This window comes from Actinomyces sp. zg328 (assembly GCF_009829635.1).
Classification (GTDB): Bacteria; Actinomycetota; Actinomycetes; order Actinomycetales; family Actinomycetaceae; genus Actinomyces; species Actinomyces marmotae.
Genome location: NZ_VWPE01000009.1, coordinates 1 through 13,534 on the forward strand (window position 1 = coordinate 1; position 13,534 = coordinate 13,534).

The window sequence follows — 13,534 nt, forward strand, 5'->3', positions numbered from 1 at the left end:
CACAACGGCCCACCGATGCTCACAACGGCCCAACGACGCTCTCAACGACCCCACCATGCCGAGATCGGGTCAGACAAGGCATCCCCCAGCAGCCCGTGCACGCCAGGCGGCGGCCGCGAGAAGCCACACCGGACCTCCCACCATCCAGAGCATCACCCGGCCATCCCAAGCACCGCCCAACCGTTACAAGCACCACCAGACCATCGACAGCAGCGCTCCCCGCGATGCCTTCAACACCCCAACGCCGCCCACAACGGCCCACCGACGCCCACAACGGCCCACCATGCCGAGATCGAGTCAGACAAGGCCCCCCAGCAGCCCAGGCGCGCGCGGCGGCAGTGGTTGAGAGACTCCGCGTGAGTAAGCAGCACACCAGCAGCCCGTACACACCAGGCGGCGGCCACGAGAAACCACACCGGACCTCCCACCATCCAGAGCATCACCCGGCCATCCCAAGCACCGCCCAACCCTTACAAGCACCACCAGACCATCGACAGCAGCGCTCCCCGCGATGCCTTCAACACCCCAGCGCCGCCCACAACGACCCACCGACGCTCACAACGACCCCACCATGCCGAGATCGGGTCAGACAAGGCATCCCCCCAGCAAGCAGGGAGCGCCAGGCGGCAGTGGTTAAGAGACTCCGCGCGAGTAAGCAGCCGATCAGCAGCCCGAGCGCGCCAGACGGCGGCCCGAGAGCCCCAGGCGGCAGCCCGGACGCGCACGGTGGCAGCGGTTAAGAGACTCCGCACGACCGAGCAGCACACCAGCAGCCCGAGCGCGCCAGACGACGGCCCGGGCACGCGCGCGGCGACGGCCAGGGCGCGCCAAACAGCAGCGGTTAAGAGACTCCGCCCGCGCTCGCGGGCCCGCGGCCCGGGAACCACAAGCGACGCCATGCGACTCCACGCACGCCTCTTCACAACGGCCCACCCGGTTCGGCTCGAACCCGGTCATCCTGTTCCCATGCCCACCACGTTCGGCCTCGAGGTCGCCCTCCCCACGGTCATCCCCAGCACTCGCCGCGACGCGCCTCCGCCCGGGTCGATTCCGGTATCCAGGGGCCAGCACCTCCTGGCGCGCGCTGCCCACCGTCTGGGAGCAGATGCGAGAGGTGAGCCTGGCCAGAGTCCTCGCCGTCATGCGCAATTCGCCCGCGCGGACCGTGCTCACGCATGAGTCCGCCGCGCTACTGCATGGCGCTTGGATGGTGGCTCGCGAGCCGGATGTCCACACGATCTGCTCGGCGTCGGGAAGCAACCGCACCCTCATGCTCCCCCGGGTGGCCTACACGGGTGGGCAGGTGCGGGCCGCCGGCACCCGCGGCGCCGATGGGGAGGGGCGCCAGGCGCGCGTGCGGCGCCATCGGATGAGGGTCGAGCCCGGGCAGGTCGTCGTCGCCCATGGGCTGAGGGTCACCTCGATCCCTCGGACCATCGCCGATTGCCTCCTGGATCTCGATGGGCTCGCCGCCTTCGTCGTCGGCGACTCGCTCATGAGGGTGGCAGTGCGCCCGGACCGGTTCGTCTCCGAGCGGGATCCGGCCAGTCTGCGGGCTTTGCGCGCTGAGGTGCGCGCCATCCTGGTCAGTTGCGGGCGACGTCGGCGCAAGCGGCGGGCTCTGCGCATGCTGGAGCTCCTCAGCCCCTACGCCGAGTCACCGGGTGAGAGCCGGCTGCGCTACCTGCTCCTCAAGGAGGGAGTGCCGGTGCCCGTGGTGCAGGCGGGCTTCGTGGTGGAGGGGAGGACGTACTTCGCAGACTTCGGCTGGCCCATGGCGCGCGTCGGCGAGGAGTACGACGGCGAGGGCAAGTACGCCGCTCCCGGAGCCGTCTTCGGGGAGCGACGGCGCGAGCGCGAGGCGGCGCGGGCCGGGTGGAGGCTGGTGCGGGCGACCTCGGCGCAGTTGCGCGATCCCCGCGCCCTGCTGGCCGATCTGCTGCGCGCCCTTCCCGACGACGCCGTCTTCCCCCTCGCCCCGCGCCCGTGGCTGGCATGACGCCGGCGGCAAGCACGGGGTGGGCCGATCGCCCCCACTCGCACGGGGCCAGGGGCGGGGTTGGGGGCCTGGCTGAGCGTGGGGACGTATCGCCCCCACTCGCGCGGGCCAGGTGATCCTGTCGTCCTGGCGGAGGATGGTCGTCAAGCCGTCGGAGAGGACCGCGCCCCGTGACTCCCGGCGTCAAAGAGCCGCGAGCGGCCACGCCACGAAGGAGCCCAGGACCAGGTACGGGCCGTAGGCCATGGGGTCCTTGCGGCTGGCGCGCCGGGAGATGAGAAGCACGAGCGCCGCCACCCCGCCGACCATCACCCCGACCCACAGACCGAGCACGAGCGCCGACACCCCGTACCACCCCAGCCACAGGCCGATGACGGCGCAGAGTTTGACATCACCGAGCCCGAGCCCAGTTGGCGCCAGAGCGGCCAGAAGGCTGATCGCCCCCGCCACCAGCGCGCACAGCACCGCCCGCAGGGCGTCATGAGCCAGCGCGGGCCTGGCCGCGACAGCGACGACGCCGCACGCCATGAGCCACGCCGAGGCAGAGCCAAGAAGCCGGTTGGGCAGGATATGGGCCACGGCGTCAGCGCTGGCCGCGACACCCAGCAGCGCCAGCACCGGCAGAGCCGTCACCGCCGGGCCCTGAGCACCCGTGCGAGCGCCCCACCACGCCGCACCGCCACAAGCGGCGAACGCGAGCACGGCTTGCGGCAACCACCCCAGGAGCCAGGCGCGCCGCACAACAGGGCGCCACCGCACTTCAGCGCCCGCCTCCTCCACCCCCATGCCGGCGGCGCTCCGCTGAGCCGGCGACGGCTCAGAGGGTTGAGCGGGCTGAGACGGCTCAGGACGGGCACTGAGCAGCGGTTCCCCAGGCGGGGCATCGCCCCCAGGCGGCTCAGGACGGGCCAGCCCGTGGATATAGCTCCTGGTCCATCGCGCGACAGGACCCGCCGCCAATCCCACAGCGGCAACAGTCTCAGCAGCGAGGACCCAGTCCATACCGCGCATCATGCCTGCCCCTCCCCCCTCATGGGGAAGACCGCTCCGAGTTCAAGATCAGCGCGACCGACGACGCCCGCCCCTTCCCCGCCGGCGGGCCCCATCACGGCCACCCGCTCACGGCCACCCACTCCTGACCACCCACTCGCGCCCCCACTCCTGCCCGCCCGCCTCACCGACTTCCCCGTGGAGTCGCCGTAGAGTCTGCCCCGTGCATGACGAGCCGACCGACGCCCCCGCCTGGGCCGCGCCGCGCGCCCTGGGGCCGCTCAACGCCGTCGTGGAGTTGCCGGGCTCGAAGTCGCTGACCGCGCGGGAGCTCGTGCTGGCGGCCACCGCAGCCGGGCCCAGCACGCTGGCCGGCGTCCTGCGCGCCCGCGATACCGATCTCATGATCGCCGCCCTGACCACCCTGGGCGCGCGCTTCGAAGAGGACGGCTCCCCCACGCGCCTGCGCGTCACCCCCGCGCCGATCCCGTTCCCCGTCAGCCGGTCCGAGCGCCCAACGGCCGACGCGACCGCCAGCGCCCCCGCGCGCGTCGACTGCGGTCTGGCGGGCACCGTCATGCGCTTCATCCCGCCACTGGCCGCGCTCGCCGACGCCCCCCTCCTCCTCGACGGCGACGACGCCGCCCGGTCCCGCCCGCTCGGACCCCTGCTCGACGCCGTCTCCGCCCTCGGGGCGCGCGTCGACTACCTGGCCGCACCCGGCTTCCTCCCCGTCCTCATCACCCCGGGGGCCCCGGCGGGCGCGGGGGCGGCCAACGCCGTGGCAGGCACGAGGGCGGGCGCGGGGACCGGACCCCGGGGCCTCGCCATCGACTCGACCGCCTCCTCCCAGTTCCTCTCCGCACTCCTGCTCGCCGCCCCCCTGCTGCCCGGCGGCGCGCGGATCACCCCGACGGGGCGCGTGCCCTCCCTGCCGCATGTGGCCATGACCGTGGCCTCGCTGCGGGAACGGGGGGTGAGCGTCGAGGAGCCCGCCGCGGGAGCTCCCGAGGGCGAGCGCGCCTGGGCGGTGGCGCCCGGTCGGCCCGCGGGCGCCAGCACCACCATCGAGCCGGATCTGTCCAACGCCGGCCCCTTCCTCGCCGCCGCGCTCGTGGCGGGCGGGACCGTCAGCGTGCCTCACTGGCCCGCCTCCACCTCCCAGGCCGGCGACGCCTGGCGGGGCCTCCTGCCCCGGCTCGGCGGGACCATCCGACTCATCCAGGAGTCGGACGGCGCCCCCGCCCTCCAGGCCACGGGCACCGGCGCGCTGGCGGGCATCGACGCCGACCTGTCCGCCGTCGGCGAGCTCGCGCCCACCGTCGCCGCCCTGGCTGTCCTGGCCTCCGCCCAGGGGCACGCCTCCCGGCTGAGGGGCATCGCGCACCTGCGCGGGCATGAGACGGACCGGCTCGCCGCGATCGTCGCCGAGGCCCGCAGGCTCGGCGCCCCGGCCCGCGAGACCGCGGACGGCATCGAGGTCGGGGCCCTGGCCGCCGGAACCCAGCTGCGCCCGGCCCTGCTCCACTCCTACGCGGATCACCGCATGGCGACCTTCGCGGCGATCATCGGGCTGGCCGTCCCCGGAGTACGGCTCGACGACGTCGCCTGCACCTCCAAGACCCTCCCGGGCTTCACCGGGCTGTGGGGGCGGATGCTCGCCAGCGTTTCACCGGCCGCCCCCGGGCGGGAGGCCCGCTGATGGCCCGCCGCGACACCGGCACCGACGACCCCCGCGTTCACGTGCGCCCGGGACGGGGATCGCGGCCGCGCACCAAGCAGCGCCCGGCCCATGCCGACGCCGCCGAGGGCATGGTCACCCGCATCGACCGGGGCCACTACCGCATCCGCCTGGCCGACCCCTCCCCCACGCTCGACGCCACGGGCGACATCACCGCCATGAAGGCCCGCGAGCTCGGGCGGGGGAAGATCGTCGTCGGGGACCGCGTGGCCGTCGTCGGGGACCTCAGTGGCCGCGATGGCACCCTCGCCCGCCTGGTGCGTATCGAGGAGCGCCGCGCGCTCCTGCGCCGCAGCGCCGAGGACGGCGACGCCGCCGGCACCGAGCGCCCGGTCGTCGCCAACGCGGACATGCTCGTCATCGTCACCGCCGTGGCCGACCCCGAGCCGCGCCCCCGCATGATCGACCGCTACCTCGTGGCGGCCTACGACGCCGGCATGGAGCCCCTTCTCGTCCTGACGAAATCCGACCTCGCCGACGCCGCGGCACTGCTCGCCCTCTACGAGCCTCTCGGCGTGCGCTCCCTGCCCACCCGCCTCGACGCGGCCTCGCGCGCCGAGGCCTCCCGCGCCGGAGAGGGCGTGGACGCCGTGCGCGCGGCCATCGAGGGGCGGACCGCCGTGTTCGTCGGTCACTCGGGCGTCGGCAAATCCACCCTCATCAACGCCCTCGTGCCCGGGGCCGACCGCGCCACCGGGCACGTCAACGAGGTCACCGGCCGGGGCCGGCACACATCCACGAGCCTTCAGGCCCTCGAACTGCCCGGCGGCGGCTGGGTGATCGACACCCCCGGGGTGCGCTCCTTCGGCGTATCGCATGTCTCCAGCGCCGACGTCCTGCGCGGCTTCCCCGACCTGGCCGCCGTGGCCGAGGACTGCCCCCGCGGCTGCACCCACGAGGCCGGTGTCATCGACTGCGCCCTCGACGACTGGGCCGCCGGGCGCGAACCCTGGGGGGCCGACGACGGCGGGGCTCCGACGCATGGGGCGGCTCAGCATGGGGCCGGGCCGGGGACGCGCCCGGCCAGGGTCGACTCCTTCCGCCGCCTCCTGGCCCCCTCCCGCCTGGCCGAGGACCCCACCAGACCGGCGCCGAGATGAGCGCTGAGGCGATCGTGGCGATCCCCTCCCCCGGCGTCGGGCCTCCCGGCGATCGACGGCCCTCCGCCCCGGCCGACGGAGATGACCCGGGCGCGGGTGACCTTCGACGCTGTCCTACGGCCCGCGGCGCGCATAGGCTCATCTCATGCCCGACTCGCCAGCGGCACCAGCCGCTCCTCACACAACGGCGGAGGCCCTGCCCCGGCCCACCTGGTCGGACCTGTCGGCCCGGGCGGACCTCACCGTGGCGCGGCGCCGAGTCCTCGAGCTCGTCGAGGCCTCCACCGTCCCGCTGACCGCCGCCGAGCTGGCCGACCGGCTCGCCCTCCACCACAACACGGTCCGCGAACACCTCGACGCCCTCGTGGAGGCGGGCTTCGTGACGGCGTCGACGCGCCCCACGGGCAGGAGGGGGCGCCCCGCGCTGCTGTACACAGCGGTCTCCCCCGACCCGATGATCGTCATCGACTCCTACCTGACCCTCCTCGACGCGACCGTCGAGACCTTCGGCACCGGCCACGAGGCCCATGAGATCGCCCTGCGCATCGGGCGCCGCTGGGCCGAGTTGAGCCCAGCGCCGGCCGCCGCCGAGCCCCTCCCCGAGAGCGCCAGCGACATGGACCGCCTCGCCGCCCTCCTCCCCGCCCTCGCTCTCATGGGATTCGCCCCGCGGATCGACGGCGAGAAGGTCGTCCTCAAGGCCTGCCCTCTCGTCACCCGATCCCGCGCGCCCCACCCGCTGGTCTGCGCGATGCACGAGGGATTCCTCAACGCCATCGCCCAGCGGCAGGGCCTGCTGCCAGCAGCGCCCGAGGGGGCGCCGGACCACGGCGAGCGCCCCCTGCTCGCGATCCACCCCCTGCTGGACGACGGCTGCCACGCCCGTTTCGAGGACTGATTCCCCGGGGCCCTCGGGCCTGGGCGGCCCTCAGCGAGACGAGGCGGGACTGGCCCGGGCCGTCGTCTACTCGCTGGCCTTGAGGATCGCCATGGCGCCCTTCTCCATGTCCGCGAAGGCGTGCGTCACCACCGCGTAGCTGCCGACCGCCGGTACCACGGCCTCCACGAAGCCGCCCTGCGCGGGCTGGAGGCCGAGCGCCTGCGAGCCGCCCCTCCAGGAGCGGCCGACGCCGTCGGGGCCGCCCAGCTGGTAGGCCCCCTCGAAGAACACCGTGTCGAACTGGAGGCCCACCACGTGAAAGGAGGTGGGCAGGGAGGGGCCCGCGTCCATCACCCAGAAGCGCACCCGCTCCCCCGGCCGGGCCTTAAGGGGCTGGAGGGCGTACTGGAAGGCCGCCCCGTTGAAGCACATGAGGTCCGGGGCCTTGGCCGCCACCTTGTCGGCGTCGGTGACGCCTCCCTCGGGTCCCAAGTAGATCTCGGACTGGATGAGGACGTACTCGCGGTCCACGCCCGCCAGCCCATCGGGATCGATGATGACGGCGCCGTGCATCCCGGAGGCCAGGTGGACGCTCATGGGCGCCGTCGAGCAGTGGTAGAGCCAGATGCCGGCGTGCTCGGCGGTGAAGGAGTAGACGAGCGACTCCCCGGGGTTGATGGAGCGCATGACCGCGTCCGGGGAGACGATCCCGGCGTGGAAGTCGATGGAATGGCTCATGGAGCCGTTGTTGACCAGCGTGATCTCGAAGGTGTCCCCCACCTTCCCACGCAGGACGGGGCCGGGCGCGGTGCCGTTGAAGGTCCAGCGGGTCTGGGTGACGCCCGCGCCCACGTAGGCGCTGGGCACCTCGGTGACGGTGAGGGTGTGCTGGTGAACGGTGCCCGCGGGCGCGGGGGCGAGGGCGGCGTCGAAAGGCGTGAAGCCCTCCGGCAGGGGCGCCTCGCGGTTCGGGGTGGCGCTCGGGCCGTCTGACGCCGCGCCGTGCCCACCGTGCCCGCCGTGCCCGGTGGCCGCCTGGCTCGGCTGGGCCACGCCCGTCGCCCGCCCGTCAGCGGTGATGCGCAGGACCATGCCCTGGGCGCGGTGCCCGGCGATGGAGCACCAGCCCTCGACGGGCCCGGTGATGACCCCGGCGTCGAACCGCGCGCTGGCGCCCGCCGCGACGCGCCCGGTGGTGGCGCCTCCGGCCAGGACGAGGTCGTGGACCTGGTCGCCGGTGTTCTCCAGGGTGATGACGAGCCGGTCCCCGCTGGCGACGTCGATCGTGTCGGGCACGAAGCGCATTCCCTTCACGGTGACCGTGGCCTCAGTGGTGCGGCCGCTCCCGGTGGCGCCGCCGTGGGAGGCGCCGTTCCACGCGTGGATCGCCGTGCCGACGACGGCGGCGGCGCCCGCGGTGGCCACGCCGAGGATCGCCCCGCGCCGGTCGAGGGCGCGGGCAGGAAGGGCGCCCGCGGCCCTGGAGGAGCCCGGCGCGCCGGTGGCGGTCGGCGCGCCGGGGGCGCTCGGCTTGTCAGGGACGTCGGTCATGGTGCTCTCCAGTGGTGGGGGCGCCCGCGGGCGCGGGTCGGGAGGGGACGGGCTGGGCATGGCTGGTCCGATGGGGGCCGCGGGCCGGATCACCGGCGCCGCGGGGCCGCCGCTCGAGCGCGCAGCGCGCCATACCCACGGGCACGGCGGCCGCGAGCGCGCCCGCCAGCAGGGCCCCGGCCAGGCGCACCGGCGTCGTCAGGACGGGGGCGAGGGCGATGAGCAGCCCCGCATTGGCGGCGGTGACGCGGTAGGAGGCGGCGCGGTCGAGGATCGCGTTGGTGGCGCGCGTGGCGGCGGGACCCCCGCCGAGCATGACGGGCGTGAGATAGGACAGTGCCCCGATCAGCACCTGGAGGGCGAAGCCCGCGGCCAGCGGGAGGCGCAGCCCGTGGATCGCCTGGCGCATGGCGGCGGCCTGGGCGGCCGCGTCGGCGCCTCCCGCGCCGTCGGCCAGGGCGCCCACGATCCCCCTGCCGAGCAGGACGACGCCGGCGATGAACCAGCAGACCGCGGCCGCCGTCGAGGCGGTGGCGTAGGAGTTGGGGGGCACGCGCCGGGCGGTGCGCAGCGCGGGGCCGAGGACGCTCGCGGCGCCCAGCAGGTAGATCGGCACCCCGAGCGCCCCGAGCGGCGCCCACGCGCCGGCGGCGGCGGACAGCGCGGTCCCCACCACGAGGACCGGCAGCCCCCGGGCCGCCCGGCGCGGGGCGTCGGGCTCCATGCGGGTGCGCAGCATCGTGGGCCATAGGACGGTGAGGGTGCCCAGCACGGTGATGCCCACGAAGCCCAGGAGCATCGTCGTCGTGTGAGCGATGTAGAGGGCGTCGACCAGGCGCGGGCCGACCGCTCCGCCCGTGCTGCCGCCCCCGCCGTGCTCCCCCGCCCAGCTGGTGAGCCAGCCGAGGAGGGCGCCCGTGGCCAAGGCGACGAGGGCGACGGCGTAGTGGAGGGCGAGCGCCCCCATTCGAGGCGCGACCGCGCGGCGGCGCTGGACGAGGATCGCCGCCACGCCCAGCAGGGCCTGGGCGATGACCACCGCGGCACCGGCCAGGGCGAGCCGGTCCAGGCCCGCGGTGATGCCGGTGAGCACGGCGATCGCGCCGAGGCCGTGGGCGGCGAGCCGGGCGTCGAGGAGCGCGGCGCCGCCCCAGGCGGGCCGGTGGAGGAGGGTGTCGGCGAAATGGGCCGACCAGGTGGTGATCGCCGAGCCGATGCCGCCCAGCAGCAGGATGTGCAGGGGCAGCCACGCCCCCCAGGTGGCCAGCGGGCCGGCGAGGACGCCCACCGTCACCGCGCCCGCGGCGACGAGCCAGGCCAGGACGACGCCATTGCGGCGCGTCTGGGCGGCGCGCCTGCCCCCGCCCCCGGATCCGCCCGCGCCCCCGGGGCGTCGGGGCGGCCCACCGGGAGCACGGCCGGAGGGGCCGGGCATGGGGGTCGGCGGCATCATGGGCGGCTCCCGATCCTGCCCGAGGACACCGCCCGGGTGACGGCGATGAGCATGAAGGCGAGAATCCCGACGATGCCGACCACTCCGCCAGCCTGCCAGGGGCGCAGGGCCCCGGCCGCGAGCGCGCCCACCCGCAGCGCCAGGCCGCCATGGAGGAGCGCGAAGGGCACCCACATGAGGGGGTGGTGAGGCAGCTTGCGATGGACGATCGCGGGGATGATCGTGGGGGCGTGGGCCAGGATCATGGAGAAGGCGAAGCCCAGGCCGAGGCTGTGGATGATGATCTCGTAGGCGTTTCCCTCCAGGCCCCGCGCGGTCCAGACCGCCCCGGCGACCGCGAGCCAGAGGTAGCCAGCGAGCATGGAGGCCGCCGCGAAGCGCACGGCGCCGGCGGCGCTGCCCCGGGAACGGATCGTGCGGCGCGCGACGTCGTAGTAGGCCATGGTGACGGCCAGGCCCAGGAGCGCGGGGCCGATGATGATCGCGGCCCAGTCCCCGGCGGGGTGGAGGCAGGCCCCCAGCAGCGCGGTGGCGGACAGTCCCGCCACAACCGCCTCGACGGCGCCGTCGAGGAAGGCGACACGGGCGAGTTCGAGGCGCTCACCGACGATCGTGAGCGTGGGCAGGAGCAGCCACAGGGGGACGCAGTCCTCGATGGGGGCGCCCGCGATCCACAGCAGGATCCCGAGGATGAGGGCGATGGCGCCCAGGGCCTCGACGTCGCCGGCCACCGAGGGGGCGCGGCGGTGGACGGCGATGTAAATGGCGCCCAGGGCCAGCGCCCCGACGAGCGTGATCAGGCGGCCGACTCCCTGCGGCGCGCCGGCCGGGCCCAGGAGCGCCCCGAGGGCCAGCCCGGCGGGGGCGAGGAAGGCCCAGGCGGCCCGCGCGGCCACGGCCCGCTCCAGGGAGATGACCGTGCCGAGGAAGCCCACGAGCATGAGGGGGCCGTGGAGGGGGGCGAGGGATCCTGGGGCGAGCCCCGCGTCGGTGACCGGCGCGGAGAGGCCGAGCCGCAGCAGGGCGGCCTCAAGGCCGGTGAGCAGGCAGGCTCCGGCCATGGCCAGGGCGAGGAACCGGGGCGCGAGCCTGGCAGGCCGAGGCCCCCCGGCTCCCCGGCTCTCGCCCGTGGAGCCGCCCTGCTCGCCCCGACCCAGCGTTTTAATCACAAGGCGTACCGTATTAAAGTCGTGCTGAGGCGAGCAACGCCCGCGGCAGCGGTCCTGCTCACCCGGCGGCCCCGGCCGCCGCGCGACAGCCATTCGCCAGCCGGACGGCCCCCTCGGGTCCTCCGGCCCACCCCACGTCAAGGAGCACCAGATGAGCGAGAACCCGAACCTCCTGCCGATCGAGGAGAAGAAGTCCGGCGGCTGTGGATGCGGCTGCGCGCCCAGCGACGAGCGCCTCTCCCTCGACGCCCGCGTGATCCCCCACCGCCTGCGCCACGCCGCCGTCCTGGGGGCCGCGTCGAGCCTGACGGTCGGCGAGTCCTTCGACCTCCTCGCCCCGCACGTGCCCACGCCGCTGCTGTCCCAGATCGACCAGCTCGATGGCTCCTTCGCCTATGAGCTGCTCGAGGCCGAGGACGGCTACGCGCGCGTCGAGATCCGCCGCACCGCCTGAGCAGCCCGTCCCCTCACGGCCCCGGCCATCGCCGGGCGCCGTGGGCCCGCGCCCTGCCCGCGAGGACGATCCGTATCCTTGACCCCATGACCTCCGCCCCTGCTTACGCCCCGCGTAGCGGCACCGCCAGGACGCGCCTGCCGGTGCCGCTGGCGGTCGCGCCCAAGAGGCCGGGCGGGGCGGGCGCCGAGTCACCCGGCGCCACCGGGCTCCCCTGGCCGGGCCCTCCGCCGAGCACCCTGACCGACCGCTACGGGCGGGTGGTGCGAGACCTGCGCCTGTCGATCACCGACCGCTGCAACCTGCGCTGCTCCTACTGCATGCCCGCGCAGGGACTGGACTGGCTCGCCACGCCCCTCCTGCTCACCGCCGACGAGATCGGCCGTCTCGCCCGCATCGCCGTCACCCGCCTGGGGGTCGAGCGGATCCGCATCACCGGTGGGGAGCCGCTCATGCGCCGGGACCTTGAGGAGATCATCAGCGCCATCGCCGCCCTGCGCACCCCCAGCGGCGCGGTCCCGGACATCGGGCTGACCACCAACGGGCTCGGGTTGGACAAACGCGCCGCCGCCCTGCGCGACGCGGGCCTGGCCCGCGTCAACGTCTCCATCGACGCCCTGGACCGCGAGGCCTACGCGGGGCTCACCCGCCGCGATCGGCTCGACGACGCCCTGGCCGGCGCCACCGCCGCGCAGGCCGCGGGCCTAGAGCCCATCAAGGTCAACGCCGTCGCCCTGCCGGGCACGCTCGACGCCCAGGCCCCCCGCCTGCTCGCCGAGTGCCTGCGGCGCGGGTGGCAGTTGCGCTTCATCGAGCACATGCCCCTGGGACCGCGCGAGTCCTGGAGGGCCGAGGACGTCGTCGGCGCCGAGCAGATCCTCGCCGCGCTGGCCGGGGCGGGCTTCGCACTGGAGGAGGCCGGGCGCCCGGACCGCCGCCCCGCCGCGCTGTGGCGCGTGGCGGCCGGTGAGCACGACGGCGCCGCCCACCCCGCCGGCAGCGTGGGGATCATCGCCTCGGTGACCGCCCCGTTCTGCGCCGACTGCGACCGGGCCCGCATCACCGCGGACGGCCGCCTCATGACCTGCCTGTTCTCCTCCACCGAGACCGATCTGCGCGCCCCCCTGCGCCAGGGCGCGACGGATGAGGACATCATGCGCCTGTGGGCCGCCGCCGCCTGGCGCAAGCCCCTCGCCCACGGGTCGGACGACCCCGGCGCGCTGCCCTCGGGCTTCGAGAGGCCGGGCCGGACGATGTCCGCCATCGGCGGATGAGGACCCGGCCGCCCCGCGGCGCCCCGCCCCTGAGCCACACGGAAGGACCACCATGACCGCATCCGATCCCGCGGTGATCGAACTGCGCTACTTCGCCGCCGCCGCCCAGGCCGCCGGCCGAGCCGAGGAGCGCCTGGAGGCCTCGGGCCCGCTCACGCTCGCGGGCCTGCGCGAGCGCCTGGCGGGCAGGGGCGTCGAGATGGCGAGGATCATCGGCATCTCGACCTTCCTCGTCAACGGCCTGTCCACGCCCGCGGACTCCCTGGCCCCGCTGACGGACGGCGACCGGGTGGACGTCCTGCCGCCCTTCGCCGGGGGCTGAGCCCGGGCCGCCCCTCGGCCCTCCTCCCGGGGGCGGGCGCGCCGGTCAGGCGCAGTTGCTCCACTCGGTGGTGCCGTCTGAGAAGCGCTGGTTCTTCCACACCGGCAGGCGGCGCTTGACCTCCTCGACGGCGTCGCTCACGGCGGCGAAGGCCTCGGCGCGGTGGTCGGCGCTGGCGGCCACCCCCAGCGCGGTGTCCCCGATCGCGAGCTCGCCCGTGCGATGGACGATCGCCAGGGCGCGCAGGCCGGACCGCGCCGCGACATCCGCGGCGATCCGCTCAATGACCTCCCCCGCGCTCGGATGGGCGGAGTAGGCGATGGACTCCACGGCGCGGCCGCCGTCGTGATCACGGACCATCCCGTCGAAGGTGACGACGGCCCCGGCCGCGCGATCGGCGACGGCGCGCGCCAGTTCGGCGGCGCTCACGGGGCCCTCGGTCATCTCGGCGCGCGCGATCCGCGCGCACCCCCGCCCCTCGGCACCGGTAGCCTCGTGCGCAGCGCCGTGGTCTGTCTCGCGCACCATCCCGCCCTCCTCGACTGCATGATGGACGCGCCAGACCCTACACCGCCCGCCGCCGAAGCGCCCCGAGGAGGAG

12 protein-coding genes are annotated in these 13,534 nt (G+C 75.1%); 7 read left to right on the forward strand and 5 right to left on the reverse strand.

What is annotated here, in order from left to right; genetic code table 11:
- Positions 1-1,114: 1,114 nt before the first annotated feature.
- The gene (locus tag GVV75_RS05565; RefSeq protein WP_159813840.1) at positions 1,115-1,999 is read left to right on the forward strand and encodes a hypothetical protein; all 885 of its coding nucleotides are present in this window, start codon (positions 1,115-1,117) and stop codon (positions 1,997-1,999) included.
- A gap of 183 nt (positions 2,000-2,182) precedes the next feature.
- On the opposite strand, the gene GVV75_RS05570 is transcribed toward GVV75_RS05565, so the two are convergent.
- Positions 2,183-2,632, reverse strand: coding sequence for a prepilin peptidase (locus GVV75_RS05570; protein WP_159813842.1), 450 nt, complete (start codon positions 2,630-2,632; stop codon positions 2,183-2,185).
- 580 nt (positions 2,633-3,212) lie between these two features.
- Between GVV75_RS05570 and GVV75_RS05575 the strand changes: the two genes are divergently transcribed.
- The 3 genes from GVV75_RS05575 to GVV75_RS05585 all read left to right on the forward strand — a co-directional run bounded on the left by GVV75_RS05575 (position 3,213) and on the right by GVV75_RS05585 (position 6,728).
- Positions 3,213-4,691, forward strand: coding sequence for a 3-phosphoshikimate 1-carboxyvinyltransferase (locus tag GVV75_RS05575; RefSeq protein WP_159813844.1), 1,479 nt, complete (start codon positions 3,213-3,215; stop codon positions 4,689-4,691).
- Complete coding sequence (gene rsgA / locus GVV75_RS05580; protein ID WP_159813846.1) at positions 4,691-5,830, forward strand: ribosome small subunit-dependent GTPase A; 1,140 nt, start codon at positions 4,691-4,693, stop codon at positions 5,828-5,830. The genes GVV75_RS05575 and rsgA overlap by 1 nt, the downstream gene beginning before the upstream one ends.
- A gap of 145 nt (positions 5,831-5,975) precedes the next feature.
- Entirely contained in the window at positions 5,976-6,728 is a 753-nt protein-coding gene (locus GVV75_RS05585) for a helix-turn-helix transcriptional regulator (protein WP_159524216.1), read from the forward strand.
- 66 nt (positions 6,729-6,794) lie between these two features.
- Here GVV75_RS05585 and GVV75_RS05590 read toward each other — a convergent pair whose 3' ends face one another.
- Genes GVV75_RS05590 through GVV75_RS05600 form a run of 3 tightly spaced genes read right to left on the reverse strand, consistent with a single transcriptional unit; the run spans position 6,795 to position 10,883 of the window.
- On the reverse strand, positions 6,795-8,261 hold the full coding sequence (locus tag GVV75_RS05590) for a multicopper oxidase domain-containing protein (protein ID WP_236266067.1): 1,467 nt from the start codon (positions 8,259-8,261) through the stop codon (positions 6,795-6,797).
- The gene (locus tag GVV75_RS05595) at positions 8,245-9,714 is read right to left on the reverse strand and encodes a hypothetical protein (RefSeq protein ID WP_236266068.1); all 1,470 of its coding nucleotides are present in this window, start codon (positions 9,712-9,714) and stop codon (positions 8,245-8,247) included. The genes GVV75_RS05590 and GVV75_RS05595 overlap by 17 nt, the downstream gene beginning before the upstream one ends.
- Positions 9,711-10,883, reverse strand: a complete 1,173-nt coding sequence (locus GVV75_RS05600; RefSeq protein WP_201288718.1) for a hypothetical protein — start codon at positions 10,881-10,883, stop codon at positions 9,711-9,713. The genes GVV75_RS05595 and GVV75_RS05600 overlap by 4 nt, the downstream gene beginning before the upstream one ends.
- A 151-nt stretch (positions 10,884-11,034) precedes the next feature.
- Between GVV75_RS05600 and GVV75_RS05605 the strand changes: the two genes are divergently transcribed.
- The 3 genes from GVV75_RS05605 (at position 11,035) to GVV75_RS05615 (ending at position 12,933) form a co-directional block, all read left to right on the forward strand.
- The gene (locus GVV75_RS05605; RefSeq protein ID WP_159524214.1) at positions 11,035-11,337 is read left to right on the forward strand and encodes a DUF2249 domain-containing protein; all 303 of its coding nucleotides are present in this window, start codon (positions 11,035-11,037) and stop codon (positions 11,335-11,337) included.
- Between the two features lie 86 nt (positions 11,338-11,423).
- The gene (moaA, locus tag GVV75_RS05610; RefSeq protein WP_159813848.1) at positions 11,424-12,611 is read left to right on the forward strand and encodes a GTP 3',8-cyclase MoaA; all 1,188 of its coding nucleotides are present in this window, start codon (positions 11,424-11,426) and stop codon (positions 12,609-12,611) included.
- A 52-nt stretch (positions 12,612-12,663) separates the two neighbouring features.
- Complete coding sequence (locus GVV75_RS05615; RefSeq protein ID WP_159716966.1) at positions 12,664-12,933, forward strand: MoaD/ThiS family protein; 270 nt, start codon at positions 12,664-12,666, stop codon at positions 12,931-12,933.
- Between the two features lie 45 nt (positions 12,934-12,978).
- Here GVV75_RS05615 and GVV75_RS05620 read toward each other — a convergent pair whose 3' ends face one another.
- Entirely contained in the window at positions 12,979-13,461 is a 483-nt protein-coding gene (locus GVV75_RS05620; protein WP_159625715.1) for a molybdenum cofactor biosynthesis protein MoaE, read from the reverse strand.
- Between the last annotated feature and the right edge of the window lie 73 nt (positions 13,462-13,534).